Below are 25,656 nucleotides of genomic sequence, written 5' to 3'. Positions count from 1 at the left end.
TACTTTGGGCGGGCATCAGCAGTGTAGACCGCGATCAGTCGGATGTTTCATGACGCCAGGCAGTCAGGATGCGCTCATAGCGTCCGTTTTCGTGAATGCGCTGCAGGCCCTCGTCGAAACGCTGCCGCAGTTCGTCGGCTCCCGGGTAACGGCGGGAAAACGACAGGCTCAGCTGCGGGCGCAGGACGCTGGCGACCGCCACGAACTGGTCCTGCAGGGCCGGCGTCTCGCGAAACAGCGCTTCGCTGGTGCCTCTATAGGCCACGCAGTAGTCGACGCGACCGCGCTGCAGCATCAGAAAACCGTTGAGATCGCGGCGCACCGGCACCCGCTTCAGGGTCGGGTGCTGATCGATGAGCGGCCCGTATTCGTAGCCGATCACCATCGCCACCTTCTTTCCTGCCAGTTGCCCGAGGTCGTCCAGGGCCTCCGCCTGGTCGCGGCGCGCCCAGAGCATCAGTTCGGCACTGAAGAGGGGCTGGGACAGCTGGAACTCGGCGGCGATGCGCCGGTCCGGTGCGGTGTTGAAACAGCCGGCGATGGTGCCCTGGCGGGCCAGCTGCATGCAGCGCGAGTAGGGATAGGCGACCAGTTCGACATCCGCGCCGACCGCCTCGAAAGCGGCCCGGACGATGTCCGCCGACATGCCGGTTATCTTGTCGTCGCGCAGGGCGGTGTAGGGGTACCAATCGTCTTCGGCGCCGACCACGTAGTGTTCGGCCAGCGCTTGCGCACCAAGGAGTGCAGCGGCAAACAACAACAGCAAACGCGGTACGAGCATGAACGAACGGCCGGCAATGAGTCGACGGAAGGCAAGCAAGAGTCCAGCCAGCCGTGTTCAGTCGTCCTCCGGCAGCTCCGGGAGCGCGCGCAGGGCCTGCTCGTACCAGTCCATGTCGAAACCACGGTCGTCGCGCAGCATCGTGCGGATTTCCTGGGCCAGGACCTGGGCCATCAACGCGAGAATGTCTTCGCGCTCGTAGCCGACCAGGGTCAGCTTGTTGAAGGTCGCCTGTGCCGCCGCCGGCTCGCCGGCTTCGAGCTGGTTCTCGATGGCTTCGATCAGCCGCGCTTCGGCGAATGCTTCGTCGTCGTTTTCGTTCATGCTGTTTTCCCGTGAATGAGGCGCCAGTCTGCCATGCGCGCGGCCTGCGCGGCAGACGCGCGAGAACGAATCGCCCGCGATGCCGCTCTATTGCTGGCGTCGAGCCGATGAAGAACCTGGAGTGTTCCCCGCATGATCACCTACTACCTGCCCAGCAGCGAGGGCCTGCGCGCCTGTCATCCCGACGACCTCGGCGAGCTGCCCGCGGAGGCGCTGTGGATCGACCTGCTGAACCCGACGCCGGCCGAGGAGAAGTTGGTGGAAAAGGCCCTCGGCATGGGGGTGCCGACGCGCGAGGAAATGGCCGAGATCGAGGATTCCTCGCGCTTCTATGAGGAGAACGGCGCGCTCTACATGACCACCAGCGTGGTCACCGGCATCACCGAGAAACACCCGCGTTCGGAGGAGTCGTCCTTCGTGCTGTCCGAGCGCTGGCTGGTGACCGTGCGCTACAGCGAGATGACCGCATTCCGCACCTTCGTCAACAAGGCCGCGCGCCAGGCCGACTGCCACCAGAACAGCGACATGCTGTTCGCCTCGCTGCTGGACAGCATGGTCGACCGCATCGCCGACGTGCTCGAGGAGCTCCAGGCGCAGCTCAACAGCCTGTCGCAGCACATCTTCAGCGAGACCCGCGAGCGCGCCCAGGAAAAGGCCGACCTGCAGCGGGTGATCAAGGATCTGGGGCGCTACAACTCGCTGCTGGCCAAGCTCAACGAAAGTCTCCTGAGCATCGGCCGGCAGATCACCTACGTGCGCCAGGCTGGCAATGGCTGGCTCAGCGAGGCGGCGCGGACCTGGCTCAAGTCCAGCGAGCGCGACGTGCGCTCGCTCAACGACTACCAGACCAAGATGTCCGGCGAGATCGTCTTCCTGCTCGACGTCACCCTCGGGCTGATCAACATCGAGCAGAACAGCATCATCAAGGTGTTTTCCATCGCCGCCGTGCTGTTCCTCCCGCCGACGCTGGTCGGCACCGTGTACGGGATGAACTTCAAGGTGATGCCGGAGCTGGACTGGACGCTGGGCTACCCGATGGCGCTGGGCATGATGGTCGGCTCGGCGCTGCTTTCCTATGCCCTGTTCAAGTACAAGGGTTGGCTGTGAGCATCGCTCAGGCGCTGGCACTCACCGCGTTGCCCGTGGCGCTGCCGCCGGCTTCCTTGATCGCCTTCATCAGCATCGCGTAGGCCTGGGTCAGCGAGCTGTTCAGCGAGGCGACCTCGGTCTGGGCCGCCTGCAACGCCGCCTGACTGGCTTCGGAATCGGGGTTCGCGCTGGCGTCGCGGCTCGCCTGGTCCAGGCGCTTCTGGGCCTCCTTGAGCTGCTCCTGAAGCTTGGCGATCATTTCCTTGAGCTTGTCCACCGTGCTGTTGGAACTGTCGCCGCTCGAGCCGCTGGCCTTGGCGGCGGTCGCCTGGTTGGGCTTGCCGATCGACAGCTTGCCGCTGGTCGCGGCGTCGCTGTTGGCGACGGCGCCGTTGGCAGTGCTGGCGATACGCGTATGCGCGGCGAGGTTCTGGCTGATGCTGGTCATTACCGCCTTCCCTGAAGAGGTTTGCCAGGCTATCGGCCAGCGAACGCCCGGCTTGAGGGCGATGCGGGCCGCGAATGCGGCCCGGGGCGGCGGCTCATCGTGTGGCGAGCAGTTGCTTGCCACGCAGCACGGCGGCGCGGACCTGCGCCGGCGCGGTCCCGCCAATATGGTCGCGGGCGTTGACCGAGCCTTCCAGGGTCAGCACGGCGAACACGTCCTGCTCGATCTGGTCGCTGAACTGGCGCAATTCGTCGAGGCTCATCTCCGCCAGGTCCTTGCCGGACTCGACGCCGTACTTCACCGCATGGCCGACGATCTCGTGGCAGTCGCGGAACGGCAGGCCCTTGCGCACCAGGTAGTCGGCCAGGTCGGTGGCGGTGGAGAAACCGCGCAGCGCCGCCTCGCGCATGATGGCGGTCTTCGGCTTGATCGCCGGGATCATGTCGGCGAAGGCGCGCAGCGAATCGCGCAGGGTGTCGGCGGCGTCGAACAGCGGTTCCTTGTCTTCCTGGTTGTCCTTGTTGTAGGCCAGCGGCTGGCCTTTCATCAGGGTCAGCAGGCCCATCAGCGCGCCGAACACGCGGCCGGTCTTGCCGCGCACCAGCTCGGGGACGTCCGGGTTCTTCTTCTGCGGCATGATCGAGGAGCCGGTGCAGAAGCGGTCGGGCAGGTCGATGAACTGGAACTGCGCGCTGGTCCAGAGCACCAGCTCTTCGGAGAAGCGCGACAGGTGCATCATCGCCAGCGAGGCGGCGGCGCAGAATTCGATGGCGAAGTCACGGTCGGACACGCCGTCCAGCGAGTTGCCGCCGACCGCCTCGAAGCCGAGCAGGCGGCAGGTGGTTTCGCGCCGGATCGGGTAGGTGGTGCCGGCCAGCGCGGCCGAGCCGAGCGGCATGCGGTTGGTACGCTTGCGGCAGTCGACCAGGCGCTCGTAGTCGCGCGACAGCATCTCGAACCAGGCCAGCAAATGGTGGCCGAAGGTCACCGGCTGAGCGGTTTGCAGGTGGGTGAAGCCGGGCATGATGGTTTCGGCTTCGCGCTCGGCCTGTTCCAGCAGCCCCTGTTGCAGGCGGGTGATCTCGGCCAGGATCAGGTCGATCTCGTCGCGCAGCCAGAGGCGGATGTCGGTGGCGACCTGGTCGTTGCGCGAGCGGCCGGTGTGCAGCTTCTTGCCGGTGATGCCGATGCGGTCGGTCAGGCGCGCTTCGATGTTCATGTGGACGTCTTCCAGGTCGACGCGCCACTCGAAGGTGCCGGCCTCGATCTCCGCCTGGATTTCCTTCAGGCCGTTCTCGATCGCGTCGCGCTCGCCGGCGGTCAGTACGCCCGCCTCGGCGAGCATGGTGGCGTGGGCGATGGAGCCCATGATGTCGTGCCGGTAGAGGCGCTTGTCGAACTCGACGGAGGCGGTGAAGCGCGCGACGAAGGCGTCGACGGGTTCGCTGAAGCGGCCGCCCCAGGACTGGTTGGTTTTTTCGGCACTCATGGACATTCTCTCGGCTAGGCGCGGGGCCGCGGCAGCGGCCTGAAACGTGCGGCGATGATAGCAAAAGCCGCCACCGGCTTCAGGCGCTGCTGTGGGCGGCAGGCTTTGCCTGTAGCCTGTGCCGATTATCAGAGGGGGAGACCTGCCGGGATGCGAGTCGACTGGCTGAACCGCGCCCGCACCACGGCGCCCATCGATGACTTCTTCGTGCCCGAGCTGTGCGAGCCCGAGGCGCTGCTGGCGCTGATCCTGCTCGCCGAGCTGCTGGTGCTGGTGCTGGTGCTCGCCGAACCGATGCTGCCGGGCTTCAACTGGGTGCGCCTGGCGCTGAGTTCGCTGTTCGTGCAATGGATCGTGCTGCTCTCCGCCGCCGTGCTCTGCCGCCTGCGCCCGCTGCTGGCGCGTCTGCGTGCGGCGCTGGCCGGCGCGGTGTGCTGCGCGATCGTGGTCGCGCTGACCCTGACCTGCACCGCGTTCGCCGATCATTTCAGCCTCGGCGGTCCGCTGCCGCGCAGCGGCGAGGTCAATCTCTACCTGCGCCACGGCCTGATCGGGCTGATCATGTCCGCGCTGCTGCTGCGCTACTTCTATCTGCAGAGCCAGTGGCGCCGCCAGGAGCAGGCCGAGCTGCGCGCGCGCATCGAGTCGCTGCAGGCGCGCATCCGCCCGCATTTCCTGTTCAACAGCCTGAACAGCATCGCCAGCCTGGTGGCGATCGATCCGTACAAGGCCGAGCAGGCGGTGCTCGATCTTTCCGACCTGTTTCGCGCCAGTCTGGCCAAACCCGGAACGCTGGTGTCGTGGAAGGACGAACTCGAATTGGCGAAACGCTATTTGTCGATCGAACAATATCGACTTGGCGAGCGTCTACACCTTGAGTGGCAGGTGGAGGGGGTGCCGGACGATCTGCCGATTCCGCAGCTGACCTTGCAGCCGCTGCTGGAAAACGCACTGGTCTACGGTATCCAGCCACGCATCGAAGGCGGCCTTGTCTGTATCGAGGCGGAGTACGAGGCGGGAGTATTCACGTTGCGGGTGAGCAACCCTTATGAAGAAATCGCCGAAGCGAAACCGTCCAGGGGAACACGACAGGCGCTGGTGAACATTGAGGCGCGCATCACGGCACTTTTCGGGCCAAGAGCGAGTCTCAGCGTGGAGCGCCGTGATGGGCGGCACTTCACCTGTCTACGCTATCCTTGTGCAAGACTCACGCAGGAAGCCAGAGCAATATGAATGTCCTGATTGTCGACGACGAACCTCTCGCTCGTGAGCGCCTTAGCCGACTGGTGGGCGAACTTGATGGTTATCGTGTATTGGAGCCCTCGGCCAGCAACGGCGAAGAGGCGCTCGCCCTGATCGAAAGCCTGCGGCCCGACGTGGTCCTGCTCGACATCCGCATGCCCGGCCTGGATGGCCTGCAAGTGGCTGCCAAGCTATGCGAAAGCGATGCGCCGCCGGCGGTGATCTTCTGCACCGCACACGATGAATTCGCCATCGACGCCTTCGAGGTAAGCGCGGTGGGTTACCTGGTCAAACCGGTACGCGCCGAGGCCCTCGCCGATGCACTGAAAAAGGCCGAACGACCGAACCGTGTGCAGCTCGCCGCGCTTACCCGGCCCTCGGTCGAGCACAGCGGCCCGCGCAGCCATATCAGCGCGCGCACCCGCAAGGGCATCGAACTGATTCCGCTGGATCAGGTGGTGTTCTTCATCGCCGACCACAAGTACGTGACCCTGCGCCACGAGGGCGGCGAGGTGCTGCTGGACGAGCCGCTCAAGGCGCTGGAAGACGAGTTCGGCGATCGCTTCGTGCGCATCCACCGCAATGCGCTGGTCGCCCGCGAACGCATCGAGCGCCTGCAACGCACGCCCCTCGGGCATTTCCAGTTGCACCTGAAGGGTCTCAACGGCGATGCGCTGACCGTTAGCCGGCGCCATGTCGCCGGTGTGCGCAAGTTGATGAACCACCTCTAGCTTCCGCGCTTCGGCCCCGTTCAGCGGGGCCACCCGACACGCCGCAGTCCGACGCGCGCCCGGCCCTGAGCCGGGTCAGCGATTGCGTCGGTCGCGGCCTGTTATCATTCGGCGCAGTTCATTCTCTGGAATTGCCCCGATGTCCCGCGAAATCCGCATCGCCACCCGCAAGAGCGCCCTGGCCCTTTGGCAGGCCGAATTCGTAAAGGAAAGCCTGGAAGCCGCCCACCCCGGCCTGACCGTCAGCCTGGTCCCGATGGTCAGCCGCGGCGACAAGCTGCTCGACGCCCCGCTGGCGAAAATCGGCGGCAAGGGGCTGTTCGTCAAGGAGCTGGAAACCGCGCTGCTGGAGGACGAAGCGGACATCGCGGTGCATTCGATGAAGGACGTGCCGATGGATTTCCCCACCGGGCTCGGCCTGTTCTGCATCTGTGAACGCGAAGACCCGCGTGACGCCTTCGTCTCCAACACCTACGACAGTCTCGAGTCGCTGCCGGCCGGCAGCATCGTTGGCACCTCCAGCCTGCGCCGGCAGGCGCAACTGCTGGCGCGGCGGCCGGACCTGACCATCCACTTCCTGCGCGGCAACGTGAACACGCGTCTGGCCAAGCTGGATGCCGGCGAATACGACGCCATCATCCTCGCCGCCGCCGGGCTGATCCGTCTTGGTTTCGAGTCGCGCATCCGCGCCCGCATCAGTGTCGAGGACAGCCTTCCCGCCGGTGGCCAGGGCGCCGTAGGTATCGAATGTCGTACCGCCGACCTCGACCTGCACGCGCTGCTGGCGCCGCTGAACCACGCGCCGACCGCCGTGCGGGTCAACGCCGAGCGGGCGATGAACAAACACCTCAATGGCGGCTGCCAGGTGCCGATCGCCTGCTACGCCGAGCTGGAAGGCGAGCAGCTGTGGCTGCGCGGCCTGGTCGGCCAGCCAGATGGCGGCCTGCTGCTGCGCGCCGAAGGCCGCGCGCCGGCGGGCGACGCCGAAGCGCTCGGCGTGCGGATCGCCGAGGCACTGCTGGCGCAGGGCGCGCAGGACATTCTCGCCGAGGTCTATGGCGAGGCCGGGCAGCCGTGAAATCCGGCTGGCGCCTGCTGCTCACCCGCCCGGCCGAGGACTGTGCCAGCAGCGCCGCGCAGCTCGCCGAGCATGGCGTGCATGCCAGCTGCATGCCCCTGCTGGAGATCCAGGCGCTGGAAGAAAGCGCCGAACAGCAGCGCCTGCTGCGTGACCTGAACCGCTATCACGCGGTGATCGTGATCAGCAAACCCGCCGCGCGCATCGGCCTCGCACGGCTGGCGAGCCACGGGACAGCGGTGCCGGAAAGTCTGCGCTGGTTCAGCGTCGGCGCCGCCACCGGAGCGTTGCTGCGCGACCACGGGCTCGACGCCTGCTGGCCGCACACGGGCGATAACAGCGAGGCCCTGCTCGCCATGCCGCAGCTGGCCGAGGTGCTGGCGCAGGCCGAGCCGCGGATTCTGATCCTGCGCGGGGAGGGTGGCCGCGAACTGCTCGCCGAGCGGTTGCGTGAACGCGGCGCGCATGTCGACTACCTTCCTCTTTATCGCCGCGCCCTGCCGGAATACCCTGCGGGCGCCCTGCCCGAGCGGGTCAGATCGGAACGCTTGAACGGCCTGGTGGTCAGCAGTGGGCAGGGTTTGGAACATCTGCGCCTGCTGGCGGAGCAGGCCTGGCCGCTGCTGGCCGAGTTACCCTTGTTCGTACCGAGCCCGCGGGTCGCCGAGCTGGCCCGCGAGGCCGGTGCCCGAATCGTTGTGGATTGTCGCGGTGCCCAGGTCGCGGCGTTGCTGGCGGCGCTGGAGGACCGGCCCGCCCCCTGATGCAAAGGATGGATACGTGAGCGAAACCGACGCGAAGATCGCCGAAGCACAAGACCCCGTCACCCCCGTCGAAGTCGCTGCCGAGCCCAGGCGGCCGGGCAACGGCGTTGCCGTTCTGGCGCTGCTGGTGGGCATCGCCGCGCTGGCCATAGGCGGTTGGGCGAGCTGGCAGTCGCATACCCAGCAGCAGCTCGAACAACGCCGCCAGGCCGAGCAGGCGAGCCTCGCGAAGCAGGTCGACGAACGCCTGCAGCAGAACGGCCAGCAGGTCGAAGCTCGCTTGCAGGGCCTGCCCAGCGCGCAGAGCATCGACGAGCAGCGGCGCCTCCTGGTGACCCTGCAGGGCGACCAGCAGCAACTGGCGAAGACCATGACCAGCGTGCTCGGCGCCAGCCGCGAGAGCTGGCGTCTGGCGGAGGCGGAGCACCTGCTGCGCCTGGCGATCCTGCGTCTCACCGCGCTGCAGGACATCGCCAGCGCCACCGCCCTGGTCCAAGGTGCCGACGACATCCTGCGCGCGCAGGACGATCCGCTGGCCTTCGCCGCCCGCGGTGAGCTGATCAAGGCCCTGGAGACGCTTCGCGCGCTGCCGCAGCCCGACCGTAACGGCCTGTTCCTGCAGCTTTCGGCGTTGCGCAGCCAGGCCGATCAGTTGCAGACCCTCGCGCCGGAGTATGAGATCGACGAGACGGGCGCGGCGCCGGCCCCGACGCAGGCGCCCTGGTGGCAGCGCACCTGGGACAAGCTCTCCAAATACGTGCGCCTGGAGCTGCATGCCGACCAGGACATTCGTCCGCAACTGGCCGGGCAGAGCCTGGCCCAGGTGCGTCTGACCCTTTCCCTGGCGCTCGAACAGGCGCAGTGGGCGGCCTTGAACGCCCAGCCGGAAATCTACCGCGCCGCCCTGACGCAGGCGCAGGAACTGCTGAAAACCTATTTCGATGCGCAAAGCCACGAGGTCGGCGCCCTGGCATCGCGCCTGGCGCAGCTCGCCGAGCAACCGGTGAGCGTCGAGATTCCCGACCTGCGTCCGGCGCTGCTTAGCCTGCAGGCCTATCTGAAAGAACGCGAGGCGCCACGGCAGGACAAGCCCGCGGCCGATGAGGCCGAACAGCCGGCGGATGCCGTGGAGGCAGGCGAATGATCCGCGCATTGCTGGTGCTGCTGGTCGTCGCCGTCGCTGCCACGCTGCTCGGCCTGGCGATCTCCGAGAGCAGCGGCTACGTGCTGATCGCCTACCGCGGCTTTCGCTACGAATCCAGCCTGTGGGTCTTTCTCGCCCTGCTGGTGCTGCTCGGCCTGACGCTGTATCTGCTGCGCCTGGTGGCGCGCCTGCTGGTCGCCTCCAACGGCGCGCTCAACCCCTGGTCGAAGAAGCGCCGCAGCCTGCGCACCCGGCGTGCCGCCGAGCACGGGCTACTGGACATGCTCGAAGGTCGCTGGGAGCGTGCCCTGCGTCACCTCAAGCTGGCTGCCGAGAACGAGCCGCAGCCGCTGATGTACTACCTGGGAGCTGCCCGTGCAGCCAATCGCCTGGGCCAGTACGAAGAGAGCGACAACCTGCTCGAGAGCGCCCTGCAGCGTCAGCCCAAGGCCGAACTGGCGGTGGCGCTGACCCACGCCGAGCTGCAATGCGAGCGCGGCGACCTGGAAGGCGCGCGCGACACCCTGCAGGCCATGCACGAGCGTCATCCGGGGCATCACCAGGTGCTGCTGCAACTGCTCGCGGTGCATCGCCAGCGGGGCGAGTGGGCGGCGTGCGGCGCGCTGCTGCCGGAGCTGCGCAAGCACAAGCTGCTGGGCAACGAAGAGCTGCTCGAGCTGGAACGCGCCAGCTGGCGCGGACGGCTCAGCCAGTCGACCGATCTGGCGACGTTGCAACAGGCCTGGCAACACCTGCCCTCGGCGCAGAAGCAGGACCCGGAGATGCTCTTCGCCTACGCCAGCCAGCTGCGTTACCTGGGCAGCGACGCCGACGCCGAGGAAGCGCTGCGCGGACCGTTGAAGAAGCATTACGACAGCCGCCTGATGGATTTCTACGGCGACCTGCAGGGGCGCGATCCGGCGGCCCAGCTGGAGATCGCCGAGGGCTGGCTGAAGCAGCATCCCGAGGACCCGCTGTTGCTGCGCGCGCTGGCGCGGATCAGTCAGAACAGCGCGCTGTGGGGCAAGGCGCGGGACTACTACGAGGCGAGCCTCGGCTTCTCCCGCGATCCGCGCACCTGCGCCGAACTGGCGCGACTGTTCACTCGCCTGGGCGAGCACGAACGCAGCAACCAGCTGTTCCAGGAAGGTCTCGGCCTGCTGCCGCGCAACCTGCCTGCGACCACCTGAGCACCACGCCGGCGGCCGGATGGCGCCGCGGCTTGAAAGGCCGGGGCGCTTTCCTCTACCGTAGCGGCCTTTCCCGTCAATCGGTGCCTTCATGTCTTCCCTGGCCAGTTCGCGTTCGCTGTTCCTGCTCGCCTTTCTCGCCTGCGTGCTCGTCATGGCCGGCGCGCTTTACCTGGAGCATGTGGTCGGTCTCGAGCCGTGCCCGCTGTGCATTCTCCAGCGCATCTGCGTGATCGCCTTCGGGCTGGTCTGCCTGGTCGCGGCCATCCACGGCCCGCGTCGTCGCGGTCGCCGGGTCTACTCGACGTTCGCCCTGATCGCGGCGGTCGCAGGCGCTGCGGTCGCCGGGCGCCAGGTCTGGTTGCAGAAGATTCCTGCCGAAGAACTGCCCGCCTGCCTGCCGAGCCTCGACTACATGATGGAGGCGCTGCCGTTCCAGGACATCATCCGCCTGGTGCTGCACGGCACCGCCGACTGCGCCGAAGTGAAGTGGACGCTGTTTGGCCTCAGCCTGCCGGAGTGGAGCATGCTGGCGTTCGCCGGGCTGATCCTCTTCGCGCTGTTCCAGCTGCTACGCCGCGACTGAGCGACGAGCTCGCACCGCGCGCACGCCCTGCCGGGAAGCGAAACGCCGAACGGGGCGCGGGCCTTCCCCGGCGATGACGGAATCGAGGTAAACATCCCGTTCGATTTTTCCGACCGGGCACCTTGATGGTCCATGGTCTGGGGCATACTCTGGTTTTTCACGCGGCCCGGAAGGCGTCATTTCCGGGTCTCTTCCCACGCGCATGCGCTGCCGACCAAGCACCACGTCCGGCGCCGAAGTACAGAAAACACCGATAAAGGGAAGCGAGGACATCATGCTCGAGAGCTGTCATAACGCCCAGGAGCGCTGGGGTGGCGTACACCAGATGATCGACCGCTGGCTGCAGGAGCGCCATCAGCTGATCAGCGCCTATTACACCTTCGAGGCCGAGCCGGACGGCCTGGCCGTAACTCCCGAGGCCTTGCAGGCCTTCTGCGAATTGCTGCTCGACTACGTGTCGGCCGGGCATTTCGAAATCTACGAACAGCTGCTCGGCGAAGGGCGCGCGTTCAACGAGAGCCGCGGGCTGGAGCTGGCCAAGCGGATATTCCCGCGCATCGAGGCGATCACCGAAGTCGCGCTGCGCTTCAACGACCGCTGCGCCAAGGGCGATTGCGCCGCCAGCAAGGACCTGCTGGACGAACTGAAACACCTGGGGCAGCTGCTCCACGAACGTTTCGAGCTCGAAGACTGCCTCATCGAAGTCCTCCACACCGCCCACCAGCAGACCGCCGCGGCGGTCTGACCGGTGTCACGAAGCCGCCCCGCACGGGCGGCTTCAGGTGGGACGCTGCCGCTTGATCTTCTCCGGGCCTCATTCGCAGGCTCTCGAACTCCCGTAACGGCGCTGTCACATTCCTGTCATTGGCGGGCCTTCGCTCGGACGACTACTATGGGCCAGTCAAATTGCCCAGGAGCCCTCCATGTCGGCGAAAAAAAGCAAGAAAGCGGTGCCCACGCCGCTGCATCTGTTGCAACAACTCTCCCAAAGCCTGCTGGAACACCTCGACAACGCCTGCACCCAGGCGCAGGCGGATGCCGAGAAGCTGCTCGCCAAGCTGGAGAAGCAGCGCAGCAAGGCTCAGGACAAACTGCATGGCGCGCACAGCAAGCTGCAGCTCGCTGCCGCGGCGGGCAAAGCCAAGGCGCAGTCCAAGGCCCGCAAGGTCATCGACGAGCTGGAAGGCTTGCTCTCCGCGCTGGAATCCCGTCAGGCCGAGACGCGCGTCTACATCGTCCAACTGAAGAAGGATGCCCAGCAGAGCCTGAAGCTTGCGCAAGGCGTCGAGAAGGTGAAGGACGCCGCGGACAAGGCCCTCGATGCCCGCACCGCCGTGCCTGCGGTGAAAACCGCGAGCAAGCCGGCCGTCAGCCGCGTGGTCAAGCCTGCGGCGAAGCCGGCCCAGCCGCGCACCCGAGCCGCTGCCAAACCCGCTGCGGCCTCGGCTGCCGTCAAGCCCGCCGCGAGCGCGAAGCCGGCCGCCAAGCCCACTGCTAAACCCGCCAGCAAGGCGCCCGTCGCTCCGGCGAAGGCCGCCAGTACCGCCAAACCGGCACGTCCGGCCGTCAAGCGCGTCGCCAAGCCGGCGGCCAAGCCCGCCGCTCCGGCCGCGGTTGCCGCGGTCTCCAGCGCGGCTCCGGCGACCCCGGGCGATACGCTCTGAGGCACTGAAAGGCACCACCGGCTTTCGCGACGCCATGAAAAAGCCAGGCTTTCGAGCCTGGCTTTTTCGTTCGTGCCGTAGCGGCGATCGGGTCTAGTCCGCCGGCAGCAGGTGCAGGGTGCCCTCGGCGTGCGCCGCGACATCGTCATCGCTCATGCGCATCGGCTGGTAGCGTCCGGCGATGTAGTCCCGTGCTTGATCGGCGTTGTGACGATCGAAGAGCGCGCCGCTCTGCCCGACCGGGTTGATGCCGAGGCTGTGCAGCGGGTCGTCGAAATCCACCAGGCGGCGCGTCGAAGGGCCGTAGGTGACCGGCCAGGGCGCCGGGCCGATGCGCTGGGACAGGTTGTTGGGCAACTCATGGCCACCCGGAGCGGCGAAGGGGCCGACGTTGAACAGGCGATCCAGCGGCTTCTGCTGGCCCAGCGCGTGGGCATGGGTGACCTGGTGCAGGGTTCCCCAGGCCCAGCCCTGCGGGTCCTTGCCGAAGTGTTCGCGCAGGTGCGCGAGGGTGGCCTGCCAGGCCTTGCCCAGTATCACGGCGCGGTTTTCCGTCTCGCCCGTGGTGCGGTCGTCCCACCACGGCGAGCGGGCATCGGCCACCAGCCGCGGCAGCGCATGGTCGAGGACGCGGGTGCTGAGCAGGGTGTCGAAATAGTCCGCGCCCAGTTCGTCGGCCATGGCGGCGCGGGCGATCTCGTAGAGCAACTGGTTGAACAGGCTGGCCTCCACCGAGTCGAGGCTGTGTTCGCCGTCCCAGGCGGCGAGGCGCTCGAGCAGCGCGCGGTCTTCGCCCTCGCCGACCTGGCTGCGCAGGTCGGCGAGGATCGGCAGCAGGATGCGTTCGTAGTAGTCGGTCTTCGCCTCCAGTTGCAGCGCCTGGCTGTTGTTGCGGTCCCATTTCACCGTGGCGTCGGCCAACTGGCGGTCAAGCTCGCGGCCACGGTCGGGCAGGTTGTAGTGGCCCGGAATCTCGATGCCGGTCGGCGAGACCGGCTGGAAGTTGGCCGAGATGATGTAGCCGCGCGCCGGGTTCTCCTCCTGCGGGTTGGCGCTGAACGGGTAGAAGCCGGGCTTCTCCGCTTCGCCGCGGCGCGCATCGAGGATGAACAGCGGATTGACCCCCTCGGGGCGCCTGACCAGCTTCGCCGCGGCCCACCAGGCGATGTCGCCGTGCGCGTTGGCATAGACCAGGTTGAGGCCGGGCGCATGGATCTTCTCGGCGGCGGCGCGCGCCTGTTCCAGGCTGTCGGCGTCGCGCAGACCGTAGAAGGCGTCGATCAGTGGGTTCTCGGTTTCCAGGAAGGCCCACCACATGGCGATCGGCGTCTTGCCGGCGGCCTTGCCCAGGGCGTCGGTGATGATCGGTCCGTGCGGCGAACGGCGCAGGGTCAAGGTGACCGGCTCGGCGCCCTTCACCCGGATGGTCTGCTCGGTCTTTTCCATCGTCACCCAGCGACCCTGGTAGCGAACCTGCTCGGGGTCGTCCGGGTTGACCTCTTCGGCGATCAGGTCGAGGTCGGTGTTCTGGAACATGGTCAGGCTCCAGGCATGCCCGGCGTTGTGGCCGAGCATGGCAAACGGCGTCAGCGCCTGGTAGTGGCCATACAGCTCGCTGCCTGGCATCTGCGTGTGCGCCTCGTACCACACCGCCGGATTGGAAAAGCGGATGTGCGGATCGCCGGCCAGCAGCGCCTTGCCGCTGGCGGTGCGCGCGCCGGAAACCACCCAGGCGTTGCTGCCCTCGAACTGCGGCAGGCCGGCATCTTCCAGCCCCTCCGCGCTCAATTGTGCGATGCGACCCAGATCCTTCCAGTCGCCAGCGGCCAGGGCTGGCCCGGCGAGCGCGCCCTGAGGCTGCCAGTCGATGTCGAAGGCGCGCAGGTAGTCGGCGCCCAACCGGTCGCGGATGAAGGTCAGCAGCGGATTGGTGCGCAGGGATACGGCGAAGCTGTACGCGGTGTAGCCGTTGATGGCGAAGGTGTCTGCCGCGGTGAAAGGCCGTTTGCGGATGCCCAGCAGATCGAACTCCAGCGGGGCCGGATGGCTGTCCTGGAACTGGTTGACGCCGGCCAGGTAGGCCTCCAGCGCCTTCCAGGGCTTGCCGTTGCGGTCGACGCGCGCGGCGTAGGCCTCGGCATGTTCGCCCAGGCGCAGGGTGCGGAACAGGCGGTCGGTATCGACCAGCTTGGCGCCGAAGATTTCCGCCAGCTCGCCGCGTGCCAGGCGGCGCATCAGTTCCATCTGGAACAGCCGGTCCTGGGCGTGGGCGTAGCCGAGCGCGCGGTACAGGTCGGCTTCGGTCTGCGCGCGGATGTGCGGCACGCCGCGGTCGTCGTAACGGATCTCGACGGGCTTTTCGAGGCCGGCCAGGTGCCGTTCGCCGGAGCGCGTCGGTTGTTTGCCGTGGAAGTACCAGGCGCCGCCGCCGGCCACGACGGCGAGCAGCAGGACGAGCAGCGTGAGCACGCGTTTCATCGGTGTTCCTTGTTGTTATGGGCTGATCCGTTGCGCATTCTGCCGTGCGCGGAGGGCGGCGGGGTGGTGCCCCGCGGCGCAAATACTGCGAGATCAGTCTTCCGTATCGTTCCACGGACAGTAGCAGCCGACGGCGAGGGTGTTGGTGGCGCTCACCGTGCGGCCCTCGGCCAGTGCCTCTAGCACCGGCTCGATGAAGCTGTTGCCCGAGGTGCAGCTGGCACCCTCGCTGTAGGGGCCGAAATAGACCAGTCGCCCGTTTGCATCCCAGATGCCCACGGCCGGGCTCGCCGGAAGGTCTTCCGAACCGGGCAACTGCTCCAGCGGCTGCAACGCCTCCAGCGCTTTCGGCAGATGGCCCGTGCTGCCGGGCTTCTGCACCGCGTAGAAGCTCACGCCGCGGCTGGCGAAGCGCTCGATCAGTTCGGCGAGGTGCTGCTGGTTGCCGACGTTGCACGGGCAGGCCGGGTCCCAGAAGTGCACCAGGCGCACCGGCCCCGGTCCGGCGAGGCGTGCCGGCAGTTGCAGGCTGCCGCCGTCGAACAGCGTGGTGCGGTTGTCGAACGCGCGGATGTAGCGCGCCTGGTACCACCAGATCGCGAACAGCAGGGCGATCAACCAGATCAGGCCGAAGAGGCTGGCGAGAACGATTTTGCGGCGCGGCGACATGGGCATACGGCGGTTTCCGAGGGTGGCATAGCTTGCCATGCCGGCGTCGCGGGTAGAATGTCGAACGTCAAGCGAGTCCCCGGAGTACCCATGTCGTCGCCTCCCTTCCAGCCCGATAGCCTGCGCCTGGCGCTCAGGCGCTTGTCCGCCGACGAGGAGGACGCGCCGCAGGTGCTCGGCTACCGCCACTACTACGGGCTGGACCCGGTGGCGCGGCATCCGCAGGTGCGCAGCCGGCTCGGCTGCTTCCAGGCCGGCGACTACCAGATCGTCGTGCAGGCCTGGTTGCCGCCCAAGCCGGTCGCCAGCCTGCTGCTGTTGCACGGTTACTACGATCACATGGGGCTGTATCGCCACGTGATCGACTGGGCGCTGCGAATGAACTACGCGGTACTCGCCTGCGACCTGCCGGGCCACGGGCTGTCCAGCGGCGAGCGTGCGAGCATCGGCGATTTCGCCGAGTACCAGACCGTGCTGCAGGGGCTGATCGCCGAAGCGGCGACGCTGGATCTGCCGCAACCCTGGCACCTGTGCGGGCAGAGCACCGGCGGGGCGATCCTGCTCGATCACCTGCTGCTCGGCGAGCCGGCGGCGCAGCTCGGTGAAACCATCCTCCTGGCGCCGCTGGTGCGGCCGCGTTCGTGGGGCTGGTCGCAGCTGAGCTATCGGCTGCTCAAGCCCTTCGTCGAATCCATCCCGCGGCGCTTCAGCGTCAACTCCGGCGACGCGGAATTCATCGACTTCGTCCATCGCCTCGACCCGCTGCAGCCGCGAACCCTGCCCACCGCCTGGGTCGGCGCGCTGTCACGCTGGGTGCCGAAGATCGAGGGCGCGCCGCGCAGCCGGCGCAGCCCGCTGATCATCCAGGGCGACGCCGACCTGACCGTCGACTGGCGGCACAACCTCGAAGTGCTGGAAGACAAGTTCGCCACGCCGCAGGTGCTGATGCTGGCGGACGCCAGGCATCATCTGGCCAACGAGAGGGAAGCGCTGCGCGAGCGCTATTTCGAGTTTCTCAGCCAGCGTCTCGAAGGCTGAGCGGGGCGTCGCCTGCCGCACCGCGCGTGGCGGTGCGGCGCGGGCGAATCAGATGCCCTGCGAGGTTGTCGCGTTCGCTGCCAGTCCGGCGCGCAGGGCGGCCAGGGCGGCCTGGTAATACTGCTTGCCGTCGGGCGACTCGGCGAAGGTGACGTACTCCTCCAGTTCCGGGTCGGACAGTTCGCTGTAGACGTGCAGCAGCGTGTTATCGATGTTGCCCTCGATCTGCTGCTTCATCCGCTGCCGCTGGCCATCGAGCATGCCCTGCGCCTGACCGCCGCCGAGCAGGCCGGGGATCATCTGGCTGAGGCTGTCGGCCGCGACGCCGGCCAGCGCCAGGCTGACCTCCGCGGCGGCGTCGCCAATCGGGATCGCCTGCGCCAGGTGCCGTACCAGCAGTCGGCGGGTGGCGCTGGCCTCGATCGGCGGCAGGCCGTTGGCGTGGCGGGCGAGTTGGTCGCTGCGGGTGGCGAGCTGCTCGGCGGCGACGATCTTGCGTCCCAGCGGCGCCTGGAAGAAGGCCAGCGCGGGTTGCGGTTGGGGCAGGTTCTGGCGCAGCGCACCGATCGCCCGCTGGTCCATCGCCTGCGGCGCGAAGCGCCGATTGCTGTTCTCCACCAGCGTCTGGTAGACCGCCGGCGGCAGGGTGCTGCGGTAGCGCTGCTGGGCGGCGCCCAGGGCATCGCTGAAGTGCGCGCGTTGCTGCGGCCAGCCGGCGGCCTGGTAAAGGTCGCTGTACGCGTCGGCGCGGGCGCCGAGGCTGAGGAAGACGAGAATCAGGCTGAGAAATACGCGCATGGAAGCTCCTGTGGGCAGGGGACGTATTGTCGGGGGCGGTGGCCGGCATTGTCGAGCGCGCGGGAGATGATCTGCGACGGTTGCGCGTCGATCCGGCCTGCTAGAATGCCGCGCATGTCGACCCCCCCGAACCTACCGTCGTTGCAAGCCCTGATCGATGACCTTGCCGTGCAGGGTTGGTCGCAGCAGCCTGCCTTTCTCCCGCAGTCTCTGACCGCCGAACTGGCGCAAGAGTGCCGTTCCCGCGCGGCCGCGGGAGAACTGGCCCCGGCGGCGATCGGCCGGGCCGCCGGGCAGGCGATCGTCGAGGGCATTCGGGGCGACCGGATTCTGTGGATCGAGGGCGGGCAGTCGGCTGCCTGCGAGCAGTTCCTGGACGCCATGGAGGCGCTGCGCCAGGCGCTCAATCGCCAGCTGTTCCTCGGCCTCGAGGAGCTGGAGTGCCACTTCGCCTTCTACGCGCCCGGCGCCTACTACCTGCGCCACTTCGATCGCTTCCGCGACGACGACCTGCGCACCATTACCGTGGTCTTCTACCTCAATCCGGACTGGCTGCCGGAGCAGGGCGGCGCACTGCGCCTGTACCTGGACGAGTCGCGCAGCCTCGACGTGCTGCCCGAGGCCGGCACCCTGGCCTGCTTCGTCTCCGCGGAGTTCGCCCACGAAGTGCTGCCGGCCAGCCGTGATCGCCTGTCGTTGACCGGCTGGTTTCGCCGGCGCAGCGACAACGTCCTCTGATCCCATGGAAAAGCTCCTCGTCAGCCGCTGCCTGCTCGGCCAGCGTGTGCGCTATGACGGCGGCGCCCATGGGCCGTTCTCGCCGTTGCGGCAGTGGCAGGCCGAGGGCCGCGTGGTCGCCGTCTGCCCGGAAGTCGCCGGTGGCCTGCCGACGCCGCGCTCGCCCGCGGAAATCCCCGGCGGGCAGGGCGCCGAGGTACTCGACGGGCGCCTGCCGGTACTCACCGTCGACGGCGCTGACGTCACCGCGGCCTTCGTCCGTGGCGCCGAGGTCGCCCTGGCCCTGGTTCGCCAGCACGGCATCCGCCTGGCCGTGCTGAAGGCGCGCAGCCCGTCCTGCGGCAACCTGCAGAACTACGACGGCAGCTTCTCCGGCGCCCTGGTCGATGGCGAAGGCGTGACCGCCGCGCTGCTGCGCCAGGCCGGTGTGCGGGTGTTCCACGAGGGGCAGTTCGCCGAGGTGACGCAGGCGCTGGCGGAGCTGGAGGGGCGCGGCTAACCGTTTCGCCCGCGCATGAAAAAGGGAGGCCGAGGCCTCCCTTTTCATTGCCGCGCCGCGCTTAGAACAGCACGCGGGTACGGATGGTGCCGTTGATCTGGTGCAGCTTCTCAAGCGCCAGATCGGAATAGGTGGCATCGACGTCGATGACCACGTAGCCGACCTTGTCGTTGGTCTGCAGGAACTGGCCGGAAATGTTGATGCCGTTGTCGGCGAAGACCTTGTTGATCTCGCTCATCACGCCCGGAATGTTCTGGTGGATGTGCAGCAGGCGGTGCTTGCCCGGGTGCGCCGGCAGGGCGACTTCGGGGAAGTTGACCGAGGACACCGAGGTGCCGTTGTCGCTGTACTTGACCAGCTTCTCGGCGACTTCCAGGCCGATGTTGGCCTGCGCCTCGGCGGTGGAACCGCCGATGTGCGGGGTCAGGATCACGCGATCCAGGCCGCGCAGCGGGCTCTCGAAGATGTCGTCGTTGGACTTGGGCTCCACCGGGAACACGTCGATGGCCGCGCCGATCAGGTGCTCGTCCTTGATCGCTTCGGCCAGCGCGTCGAGTTCGACCACGGTGCCGCGGGCGGCGTTGATCAGGATGCCGCCCTTCTTGATCGCACGGATCTCGCGCTCGCCGATCATCCACTGGGTGGACGGCAGCTCCGGCACGTGCAGGGTGACGATGTCGCTCTGGCCGAGCAGGTCGTGCAGGTTGCTGACCTGGGTGGCGTTGCCCAGCGGCAGCTTGGTCACCACGTCGTAGAAGCTGACCTGCATGCCCAGCGCTTCGGCGAGGACCGAGAGCTGGGTGCCGATCGAGCCGTAGCCGACGATGCCGAGCTTCTTGCCGCGAATCTCGAAGGAGTTCGCCGCGCTCTTGATCCAGCCGCCACGGTGGCAGGAAGCGTTCTTCTCGGGGATGCCGCGCAGCAGCAGGATGGCTTCGGCGAGCACCAGTTCGGCCACCGAGCGGGTATTTGAGTAGGGCGCGTTGAACACCGCGATACCGCGCTCGCGGGCAGCGTTCAGGTCGACCTGGTTGGTGCCGATGCAGAAGCAGCCGACCGCCACCAGTTTCTTCGCGCAGTCGAAGACTTCTTCGGTCAACTGGGTGCGCGAGCGGATGCCGATGAAGTGGGCGTCAGCGATCTTGTTCTTCAGTTCGTCGCCGGAGAGCGCCGTCTTGATGAATTCGATGTTGCTGTAACCAGCCGCCTTCAGGGTATCCACGGCATTCTGGTGGACGCCTTCGAGAAGAAGGAACTTGATCTTGCTCTTGTCGAGGGAGGTCTTGCTCATCTGCTTGAACCTGTTGTCCCGGAGCCGGTAAGCCGGCAAAAGTGGCAGGAAACGGCAGCTCGGGGCTGCTCGTGTGAAACCGTCCGGAATCGCCTGGGAGGCGCGATCCACGGGGAGCGCATGCTAACATGATCTCCTTTTTTCTGGCTTGGCTGCGACCTGAAAGCTTCTCAGGTGGCGCATGAACGACACGAGAGTTGCACTGATGACCGATGCTGCCCTGATCGACCCCGCCCTGATCGAAGCGCTGAAAACCCTGGTCGAGCCCGGCAAGGTGCTGACCGACAGCGCGTCGCTGGACACCTACGGCAAGGACTGGACCAAGCACTACGCGCCGGCACCGTCCGCCATCGTCTTCCCGAAGACCGTCGAGGAAGTGCAGGCCATCGTGCGCTGGGCCAACCAGCACCGCGTCGCGCTGGTGCCCTCGGGCGGCCGCACCGGGCTGTCGGCCGCCGCCGTCGCCGCGCATGGCGAAGTGGTGGTGGCGTTCGACTACATGAACCGCATCCTCGACTTCAACGCCACCGACCGCTCGGTGGTCTGCCAGCCCGGCGTGATCACCGAACAGCTGCAGAATTTCGCCGAGGAAAACGGGCTGTATTACCCGGTGGACTTCGCTTCGGCCGGCTCCAGCCAGATCGGCGGCAACATCGGCACCAACGCCGGCGGGATCAAGGTGATCCGCTATGGCATGACCCGCAACTGGGTGGTCGGCCTGAAGGTCGTCACCGGCGAGGGCGAATTGCTGGAGCTGAACAAGGACCTGGCGAAGAACGCCACCGGTTACGACCTGCGCCACCTGTTCATCGGCGCCGAAGGCACGCTGGGCTTCGTCGTCGAGGCCACCATGCGCCTGGAACGCCAGCCGACCAACCTCACCGCGATGGTCCTCGGCACGCCGGACTTCGAGTCGATCATGCCGGTGCTGCACGCCTTCCAGAGCAAGATGGACCTGACCGCCTTCGAGTTCTTCGCCGATAATGCGCTGGGCAAGATCCTCGAGCGTGGCGACATCCCGGCGCCGTTCGAGACCCGCTGCGCCTTCTATGCGCTGCTCGAGTTCGAGGCCATCACCGAGCAGCGCGCCGACGAGGCGCTGGCCACCTTCGAGCATTGCGTCGAGCAGGGCTGGGTGATCGACGGCGTGATGAGCCAGAGCGAGACCCAGCTGCGCAACCTCTGGCGCCTGCGCGAAGACCTCTCGGAAACCATCGCGCCGTTCACCCCGTACAAGAACGACATCTCGGTCACCGTGTCCAAGGTCCCGGCGTTCCTGGCCGAGCTGGAAGGCATCGTCAGCGCCAACTACCCGGACTTCGAAGTGCTCTGGTACGGGCACATCGGCGACGGCAACCTGCACCTGAACATCCTCAAGCCGGCCAATCTCAGCAAGGACGAGTTCTTCGGCAAGTGCGCCACGGTGAACAAGTGGGTGTTCGAGACGGTGCAGAAGTACAACGGCTCGATCTCCGCCGAGCATGGCGTCGGCATGACCAAGCGCGATTACCTGACCTACAGCCGTTCGCCGGCGGAAATCGCCTACATGAGGGCCATCAAGGCCGCGTTCGACCCGAACGGCATCATGAACCCCGGCAAGATCTTCGCCTGAGCGCCGCGGGCGCGGGGATGCGCTTCATGCAGTTTCGCAGGCGGGCGCAGGCCCGGCCTGCGGTCTGAAACCCCAACGGTTTTTCCTTCCACCCCTGCCCAAGGAGTCGCCCCCATGAGTTACCAGCATCAATATGTCGACGGCACCCATATCCACTTCCCCATGGGCAAAGTGGTCTGCATCGGTCGCAACTACGCCGAGCATGCCAAGGAACTCAACAACGCCGTGCCGACTGAACCGCTGCTGTTCATCAAGCCGGGCAGTTGCGTGGTGCCGATCGCTGGCGGCTTCAGCATTCCCCAGGATCGCGGTTCGGTGCATTACGAGGCGGAAATCGCCGTGCTGATCGGCAAGCCGCTGTCGCGCACGCCGAGCGAAGAGGAAGTCATCGACGCCATCTCCGGTTTCGCCCCGGCCCTCGACCTGACCCTGCGTGACGTGCAGGCCAAGCTGAAGGAGAAGGGCTACCCGTGGGAGCTGGCCAAGTCGTTCGACGGCGCCTTCGTCCTCGCGCCCTTCATTCCGGGCGATTCGATCGGCGACCTGGGCGACATCGGCATTCGCCTGGTGATCGACGGCGAAGTGCGCCAGGACGGCAACAGCCGCGACATGCTCAACCCGATCCTGCCGCTGATCCAGCACATCGCCAGCCACTTCAGCCTGCAACCGGGCGACGTGATCTCCACGGGTACGCCGGTGGGCGTGGGGCCGCTCGCCTCGGGCAGCACCCTGAAGCTGGAACTGGTCGGCCGTTCGAGCTTCGACAGCCAGGTGCTTTGACGCTTGAACGGCCCGCCGCGCGGCGGGCCGGACGATGCGCTTTCGACGGCTTGGCGAAAGCTCCCCCGGGCATCCTGCCGGGCGTTCAGCTCGGCGTAAGCTCCGCCTGATATCCCTGCGCCACCTTTCCCTTCCGAGTAGTAGCGTCGATGCGTGTCGCCCTGAATCCGAAAATACTCCTGGCCGCCTCGCTGGCTGTCCTGCTGGTGCTGAGCGGTCAGTACTTCCGCCTGTTCGAGCGCGGCTGGTTCGCGCTCCAGGAATGGCGCCACGCCGATGCGTGGGAAGCGCGCTCGGTATGGTTGCCCGATTACCGGGTGACGCTGGACGGCCAGCCGATCGAAGGCCTCGACGAGGACCTCTCGGCGCTGACCTACGACCCGGACCGCAAGACGCTGTTCTCGGTGACCAACAAGCATCAGCGACTGGTCGAGCTGTCGCTGGACGGACGCCTGCTGCGCAGCGTCGAGCTGGTGGGCTTCAAGGACCCCGAGGCGGTCGAATACATCGAACCCAACGTCTACGTGATCGCCGATGAGCGCCGCCAGCAACTGGTGCGCGTGCAGCTGGACGAGAACACCCGTTCGGTCGACGCGAGCTCGGCGCAGAAGCTCTCCCTGGGAATCGGCACCAACGGTAACAAGGGCTTCGAGGGGCTCGGCTACGATACCGCGGGCAAGCGCCTGTTCGTCGCCAAGGAGCGCGATCCGGTGCGTATCTACGAGGTCCGCGGGTTCCCCTACGGCACGTCGGCGGAGTCGATCTCGGTGCACGTACTGGAGGATCGCAAGCGCGATGCCAGGCTGTTCGTGCGCGACCTTTCCAGCCTCGAATACGACCGCCAGAGCGGTCACCTGCTGGTGCTCTCCGACGAGTCGCGGATGATCCTGGAGCTGGACGTGGAGGGCCGGCCGATCAGCAGCCTGTCGCTGCGCGCCGGGCAGAACGGCCTGGCGAAAAGCGTCCCGCAGGCCGAGGGTCTGGCGATGGACGACGAGGGCGCGTTGTACGTGGTCAGCGAGCCGAACCTCTTCTACAAGTTCGAGAAACCCGCCAGGTGAACGCCACGCCGTTGCGGCGTGGCGTCTTGCGTCAGAACTGCAGGCTGACCCCCAGCGAGTAGCCGGTCTGGCTGCCTTCGCTGTGGCCGAAGCGGCTGTTCGCTTCGGCGAACACGGCGAACATCGGGTTGATCAGCAGGCGACTGCCCAGTTGGGCGCGGCCGAAGCGGGTGTCCACGCTGCCGAGTTCGGCGACCCGCACCTGGCGATCGCCACGGCTGACCAGGTCGACGTCTTCGAGGCGACCGTCACCCAGTTCCTTGACCAGTGCCACGCTGCCGTAAGGCTGCAACTGCATGCCGTTGCCCAGGGCCAGGTTGCCGCGCAGGCGCCAGCCGAGGCTGGCTTCCAGCGAGTCGAAGGTCTGATCCTCGTAGCCGAGGGCCGTGCGCAGGTCTTCGCGTTCGTTGAAGCTGTCGATGCGGTAGTGGCTGTAGTCCAGGCCGGCGAAGGGGCCGCTGCGCAGTTCGCCGAAGCTGAAGTCGTAGCCGCCTTCGACGCGGGCGCTCCAGAACAGCGCGCTGGTGTCGCCGCTGAGTTCCTGGTCGAGGAGCACCGGGCCGCCGTCACTCTGGATCTGCAGGTGGCGGTCGCTGTCGAAGCTGGCGTGTCCCAGGCTGAGGTCGCCGGCCAGCCAGGCCGGGCCGCCGTCGTTGAGCAGGGCGTAGACGCCGGCCAGCCAGGTGTCGTTGTCCAGCTTGCCGCGATGTTCCAGTTCGTCGCGACCGTTCTGGTAGCTCAGGCTGGCACCCAGGTTGAGGCTGTCGCTGAGCTGATAGTCCCCCAGCATGTACAGGCCGAAGCGACGCGCCTCGGGGTTCGGCGCTTCGTCGAAGCCCTGGTCGGGGGCGATTTCGCCGTCGGCACCGATCTCGCCATCGAAGCTGCCGGTTTCGCGACTCATGCTCTGCAGCGTCAGCCAGCGGCGTTCGTGCAGGCGGCTGAGGGTCTGGTGCTGGCGTTGCAGGTTGTCCTGCATGTTGCGCGCGACGGCGCCGCCGGATGCGGTGGAGGCCAGCAGGTCGGCGTTGGTCAGTTCCAGTACCAGGCGGCTGAGCAGGCGCGAGTAGTCGCGCAGGCGCTGCTCGATGCGCTCGGCGCCGAAGGCGTCGGTCAGCACCTCCTCGTTGTCCAGCGTCGGGTTGTGCCAGGTCGCGCCACCGGGAATCGCCGGGTTGGTGGTCTGCTCGTAGCCGTCCAGATCGCCGATGTCCCAGTTGGTCGCCTCGATGTAGAGGATCGGCACGCCGAGGTTCTCGAAGGATTCGCCGTCGCTGCAGCAGCCGGTGCCTATCGGGTATTCGTCGTTATATCCGGGGTTGGATTCCAGTGCGATGTTGAGCTCGTCCGCGATGCGGAGGGTCTGGTCGCGCCAGGCGGCCAGCGCCGTGTTGTTCGCGCTGTTCTGGCCTGAGTGGGCATACATCTTGTCGCCGGTGATCAGGCTGTCGAGGTTGATCATGCCGAGCATGTTGGCGCGCTGGGTGGCGTCCAGCGAGGCGACGTAGGCGGCCGAACCGCGCAGGCCTTCTTCCTCGGCGCCGAAGCCGACGATCTGCACGCCGTTCTCCATCTTCAGGCCGCCGAGGTTGCGCGCGATCTCGGTGAGCACCGCGGCGCCGGAGCCGTTGTCGTCCAGGCCTTGCAGGGTGGGCCTGCCATAGTAGGTATCGAAGTGGGCGCCGATGACCACGTAGCGGTCAGTGGTGCCGGCGGCGGAGGCGATGACGTTCTGCGACGCGCGGGTGCCGTTGGACCAGGTGAAATTCTGCCGGCTCAGGGTGTAGCTGTTGCCCATCTGCGCCGCCATCCAGTCGGCGGCGCCGGCGAAGTTCGCGGTGCCCCGATAGCGACCCGGATAGTCGTTGATCAGGGTGTCGAGTGTAGTGGCGGCATGCTCGCCGTACTCGTATGCGCCTGCCCAGTTGGGCAGCAGTGCACTGGCGAGGGCCAGGCTCAGAATCGAAAGCTTTGACACGAGACGCTCCTGCGGTTTGTTTTTTGGCGCGGAGCCGTTTGCAGGATGTGCGCCTCAATCTGGCACGAACGTCAGGTTGGCGCCTGGCTGTCCGAATGAGTCGCCTTTGTACACGTTTGTATCAGGTACTTTACATTGGCCTGTGAGGCCCGTTCCAGAGCCATAAAAAAAGCGCACCGGGCAG

Annotated in this window: 24 protein-coding genes and 1 pseudogene; 16 read left to right on the top strand and 9 right to left on the bottom strand. The window is 66.9% G+C overall.

The window, feature by feature from the left end:
- Nucleotides 1–34: 34 nt before the first annotated feature.
- A complete protein-coding gene (locus BLV15_RS02400; protein WP_090225178.1) occupies nt 35–781 on the bottom strand; it encodes a substrate-binding periplasmic protein in 747 nt (248 codons plus the stop codon).
- 57 nt (nt 782–838) lie between these two features.
- A complete protein-coding gene (locus BLV15_RS02395; protein ID WP_090224304.1) occupies nt 839–1,105 on the bottom strand; it encodes a hypothetical protein in 267 nt (88 codons plus the stop codon).
- Nucleotides 1,106–1,237: 132 nt separating this feature from the next.
- On the opposite strand from BLV15_RS02395, the gene BLV15_RS02390 reads away from it, so the two are divergent.
- The gene (locus BLV15_RS02390) at nt 1,238–2,212 is read left to right on the top strand and encodes a magnesium transporter CorA family protein (RefSeq protein WP_090224302.1); all 975 of its coding nucleotides are present in this window, start codon (nt 1,238–1,240) and stop codon (nt 2,210–2,212) included.
- Between the two features lie 7 nt (nt 2,213–2,219).
- On the opposite strand, the gene BLV15_RS02385 is transcribed toward BLV15_RS02390, so the two are convergent.
- Nucleotides 2,220–2,642 (bottom strand): hypothetical protein, encoded by a 423-nt coding sequence (locus BLV15_RS02385; RefSeq protein WP_090224300.1) that lies wholly within the window; start codon nt 2,640–2,642, stop codon nt 2,220–2,222.
- Nucleotides 2,643–2,736: 94 nt separating this feature from the next.
- On the bottom strand, nt 2,737–4,131 hold the full coding sequence (gene argH / locus BLV15_RS02380) for an argininosuccinate lyase (protein WP_090224299.1): 1,395 nt from the start codon (nt 4,129–4,131) through the stop codon (nt 2,737–2,739).
- A 150-nt stretch (nt 4,132–4,281) separates the two neighbouring features.
- Here argH and BLV15_RS02375 point away from each other — a divergent pair, with 150 nt between their 5' ends.
- The 9 genes and pseudogenes from BLV15_RS02375 to BLV15_RS02335 form a co-directional block, all read left to right on the top strand.
- Nucleotides 4,282–5,364 carry a sensor histidine kinase gene (locus tag BLV15_RS02375; protein WP_090224298.1) on the top strand — a complete coding sequence of 361 codons (1,083 nt, stop codon included), beginning with the start codon at nt 4,282–4,284 and terminating at the stop codon, nt 5,362–5,364.
- Entirely contained in the window at nt 5,361–6,104 is a 744-nt protein-coding gene (locus BLV15_RS02370; RefSeq protein ID WP_090224296.1) for a LytR/AlgR family response regulator transcription factor, read from the top strand. The genes BLV15_RS02375 and BLV15_RS02370 overlap by 4 nt, the downstream gene beginning before the upstream one ends.
- Before the next feature lie 139 nt (nt 6,105–6,243).
- Complete coding sequence (gene hemC, locus BLV15_RS02365; protein WP_090224294.1) at nt 6,244–7,182, top strand: hydroxymethylbilane synthase; 939 nt, start codon at nt 6,244–6,246, stop codon at nt 7,180–7,182.
- Nucleotides 7,179–7,946: a uroporphyrinogen-III synthase gene (locus BLV15_RS02360; protein ID WP_090224292.1), complete on the top strand. Its 768-nt coding sequence runs from the start codon at nt 7,179–7,181 to the stop codon at nt 7,944–7,946. Before hemC ends, BLV15_RS02360 begins: the two co-directional genes overlap by 4 nt.
- 16 nt (nt 7,947–7,962) lie before the next feature.
- Complete coding sequence (locus BLV15_RS02355) at nt 7,963–9,090, top strand: uroporphyrinogen-III C-methyltransferase (RefSeq protein WP_090224290.1); 1,128 nt, start codon at nt 7,963–7,965, stop codon at nt 9,088–9,090.
- Nucleotides 9,087–10,280 carry a heme biosynthesis protein HemY gene (locus tag BLV15_RS02350; protein WP_090224289.1) on the top strand — a complete coding sequence of 398 codons (1,194 nt, stop codon included), beginning with the start codon at nt 9,087–9,089 and terminating at the stop codon, nt 10,278–10,280. The genes BLV15_RS02355 and BLV15_RS02350 overlap by 4 nt, the downstream gene beginning before the upstream one ends.
- A gap of 91 nt (nt 10,281–10,371) precedes the next feature.
- Nucleotides 10,372–10,866 carry a disulfide bond formation protein B gene (locus BLV15_RS02345; RefSeq protein WP_090224287.1) on the top strand — a complete coding sequence of 165 codons (495 nt, stop codon included), beginning with the start codon at nt 10,372–10,374 and terminating at the stop codon, nt 10,864–10,866.
- Nucleotides 10,867–11,140: 274 nt separating this feature from the next.
- Complete coding sequence (gene rsd / locus BLV15_RS02340; RefSeq protein ID WP_090224286.1) at nt 11,141–11,611, top strand: sigma D regulator; 471 nt, start codon at nt 11,141–11,143, stop codon at nt 11,609–11,611.
- Nucleotides 11,612–11,789: 178 nt separating this feature from the next.
- Nucleotides 11,790–12,515, top strand: a pseudogene (locus tag BLV15_RS02335) (AlgP family protein); the annotation flags it as partial.
- A 108-nt stretch (nt 12,516–12,623) separates the two neighbouring features.
- Here BLV15_RS02335 and BLV15_RS02330 read toward each other — a convergent pair.
- Nucleotides 12,624–15,008, bottom strand: coding sequence for a penicillin acylase family protein (locus tag BLV15_RS02330; RefSeq protein WP_090224282.1), 2,385 nt, complete (start codon nt 15,006–15,008; stop codon nt 12,624–12,626).
- A 93-nt stretch (nt 15,009–15,101) separates the two neighbouring features.
- Nucleotides 15,102–15,677 carry a DUF6436 domain-containing protein gene (locus BLV15_RS02325; protein ID WP_407072472.1) on the bottom strand — a complete coding sequence of 192 codons (576 nt, stop codon included), beginning with the start codon at nt 15,675–15,677 and terminating at the stop codon, nt 15,102–15,104.
- A gap of 90 nt (nt 15,678–15,767) precedes the next feature.
- Here BLV15_RS02325 and bipL point away from each other — a divergent pair, with 90 nt between their 5' ends.
- Nucleotides 15,768–16,715: a phospholipase BipL gene (bipL, locus tag BLV15_RS02320; protein WP_217632868.1), complete on the top strand. Its 948-nt coding sequence runs from the start codon at nt 15,768–15,770 to the stop codon at nt 16,713–16,715.
- Nucleotides 16,716–16,763: 48 nt separating this feature from the next.
- On the opposite strand, the gene BLV15_RS02315 is transcribed toward bipL, so the two are convergent.
- Complete coding sequence (locus tag BLV15_RS02315; protein ID WP_090224278.1) at nt 16,764–17,513, bottom strand: DUF2059 domain-containing protein; 750 nt, start codon at nt 17,511–17,513, stop codon at nt 16,764–16,766.
- A gap of 105 nt (nt 17,514–17,618) precedes the next feature.
- Between BLV15_RS02315 and BLV15_RS02310 the strand changes: the two genes are divergently transcribed.
- Nucleotides 17,619–18,251: a 2OG-Fe(II) oxygenase gene (locus BLV15_RS02310; RefSeq protein ID WP_407072470.1), complete on the top strand. Its 633-nt coding sequence runs from the start codon at nt 17,619–17,621 to the stop codon at nt 18,249–18,251.
- 4 nt (nt 18,252–18,255) lie between these two features.
- The gene (locus BLV15_RS02305; RefSeq protein ID WP_090224274.1) at nt 18,256–18,750 is read left to right on the top strand and encodes a 2-thiouracil desulfurase family protein; all 495 of its coding nucleotides are present in this window, start codon (nt 18,256–18,258) and stop codon (nt 18,748–18,750) included.
- Between the two features lie 61 nt (nt 18,751–18,811).
- On the opposite strand, the gene serA is transcribed toward BLV15_RS02305, so the two are convergent.
- Nucleotides 18,812–20,041, bottom strand: coding sequence for a phosphoglycerate dehydrogenase (gene serA, locus BLV15_RS02300; RefSeq protein WP_090224272.1), 1,230 nt, complete (start codon nt 20,039–20,041; stop codon nt 18,812–18,814).
- Between the two features lie 220 nt (nt 20,042–20,261).
- On the opposite strand from serA, the gene BLV15_RS02295 reads away from it, so the two are divergent.
- From BLV15_RS02295 to BLV15_RS02285, 3 genes are all read left to right on the top strand, one after another.
- Nucleotides 20,262–21,653, top strand: coding sequence for an FAD-binding oxidoreductase (locus tag BLV15_RS02295; protein WP_090225176.1), 1,392 nt, complete (start codon nt 20,262–20,264; stop codon nt 21,651–21,653).
- A 114-nt stretch (nt 21,654–21,767) separates the two neighbouring features.
- The gene (locus BLV15_RS02290) at nt 21,768–22,433 is read left to right on the top strand and encodes a fumarylacetoacetate hydrolase family protein (protein ID WP_090224270.1); all 666 of its coding nucleotides are present in this window, start codon (nt 21,768–21,770) and stop codon (nt 22,431–22,433) included.
- Between the two features lie 149 nt (nt 22,434–22,582).
- The gene (locus BLV15_RS02285; RefSeq protein ID WP_090224268.1) at nt 22,583–23,494 is read left to right on the top strand and encodes an SdiA-regulated domain-containing protein; all 912 of its coding nucleotides are present in this window, start codon (nt 22,583–22,585) and stop codon (nt 23,492–23,494) included.
- 31 nt (nt 23,495–23,525) lie between these two features.
- Here the strand turns inward: BLV15_RS02285 and BLV15_RS02280 are convergent, their stop codons facing one another.
- The gene (locus tag BLV15_RS02280; RefSeq protein ID WP_245728121.1) at nt 23,526–25,472 is read right to left on the bottom strand and encodes an autotransporter domain-containing protein; all 1,947 of its coding nucleotides are present in this window, start codon (nt 25,470–25,472) and stop codon (nt 23,526–23,528) included.
- Between the last annotated feature and the right edge of the window lie 184 nt (nt 25,473–25,656).

It is taken from the genome of Pseudomonas kuykendallii, assembly GCF_900106975.1.
GTDB lineage: Bacteria > Pseudomonadota > Gammaproteobacteria > Pseudomonadales > Pseudomonadaceae > Pseudomonas_O > Pseudomonas_O kuykendallii.
This window is presented reverse-complemented; position numbering and strand designations above follow the sequence as displayed.

Coding starts and splice junctions, on each gene's coding strand:
- BLV15_RS02375 (WP_090224298.1), top strand. CDS start 4,282: ATGCGAGTCGACTGGCTGAACCGCGCCCGCACCACGGCGCCCATCGAT.
- BLV15_RS02310 (WP_407072470.1), top strand. CDS start 17,619: ATGCCGCGCATGTCGACCCCCCCGAACCTACCGTCGTTGCAAGCCCTG.
- BLV15_RS02395 (WP_090224304.1), bottom strand. CDS start 1,105: ATGAACGAAAACGACGACGAAGCATTCGCCGAAGCGCGGCTGATCGAA.
- BLV15_RS02390 (WP_090224302.1), top strand. CDS start 1,238: ATGATCACCTACTACCTGCCCAGCAGCGAGGGCCTGCGCGCCTGTCAT.
- BLV15_RS02370 (WP_090224296.1), top strand. CDS start 5,361: ATGAATGTCCTGATTGTCGACGACGAACCTCTCGCTCGTGAGCGCCTT.
- argH (WP_090224299.1), bottom strand. CDS start 4,131: ATGAGTGCCGAAAAAACCAACCAGTCCTGGGGCGGCCGCTTCAGCGAA.
- BLV15_RS02385 (WP_090224300.1), bottom strand. CDS start 2,642: ATGACCAGCATCAGCCAGAACCTCGCCGCGCATACGCGTATCGCCAGC.
- BLV15_RS02350 (WP_090224289.1), top strand. CDS start 9,087: ATGATCCGCGCATTGCTGGTGCTGCTGGTCGTCGCCGTCGCTGCCACG.
- BLV15_RS02285 (WP_090224268.1), top strand. CDS start 22,583: ATGCGTGTCGCCCTGAATCCGAAAATACTCCTGGCCGCCTCGCTGGCT.
- serA (WP_090224272.1), bottom strand. CDS start 20,041: ATGAGCAAGACCTCCCTCGACAAGAGCAAGATCAAGTTCCTTCTTCTC.
- BLV15_RS02400 (WP_090225178.1), bottom strand. CDS start 781: ATGCTCGTACCGCGTTTGCTGTTGTTGTTTGCCGCTGCACTCCTTGGT.
- BLV15_RS02315 (WP_090224278.1), bottom strand. CDS start 17,513: ATGCGCGTATTTCTCAGCCTGATTCTCGTCTTCCTCAGCCTCGGCGCC.
- BLV15_RS02330 (WP_090224282.1), bottom strand. CDS start 15,008: ATGAAACGCGTGCTCACGCTGCTCGTCCTGCTGCTCGCCGTCGTGGCC.
- BLV15_RS02325 (WP_407072472.1), bottom strand. CDS start 15,677: ATGTCGCCGCGCCGCAAAATCGTTCTCGCCAGCCTCTTCGGCCTGATC.
- BLV15_RS02305 (WP_090224274.1), top strand. CDS start 18,256: ATGGAAAAGCTCCTCGTCAGCCGCTGCCTGCTCGGCCAGCGTGTGCGC.
- BLV15_RS02345 (WP_090224287.1), top strand. CDS start 10,372: ATGTCTTCCCTGGCCAGTTCGCGTTCGCTGTTCCTGCTCGCCTTTCTC.
- hemC (WP_090224294.1), top strand. CDS start 6,244: ATGTCCCGCGAAATCCGCATCGCCACCCGCAAGAGCGCCCTGGCCCTT.
- bipL (WP_217632868.1), top strand. CDS start 15,768: ATGTCGTCGCCTCCCTTCCAGCCCGATAGCCTGCGCCTGGCGCTCAGG.
- BLV15_RS02290 (WP_090224270.1), top strand. CDS start 21,768: ATGAGTTACCAGCATCAATATGTCGACGGCACCCATATCCACTTCCCC.
- rsd (WP_090224286.1), top strand. CDS start 11,141: ATGCTCGAGAGCTGTCATAACGCCCAGGAGCGCTGGGGTGGCGTACAC.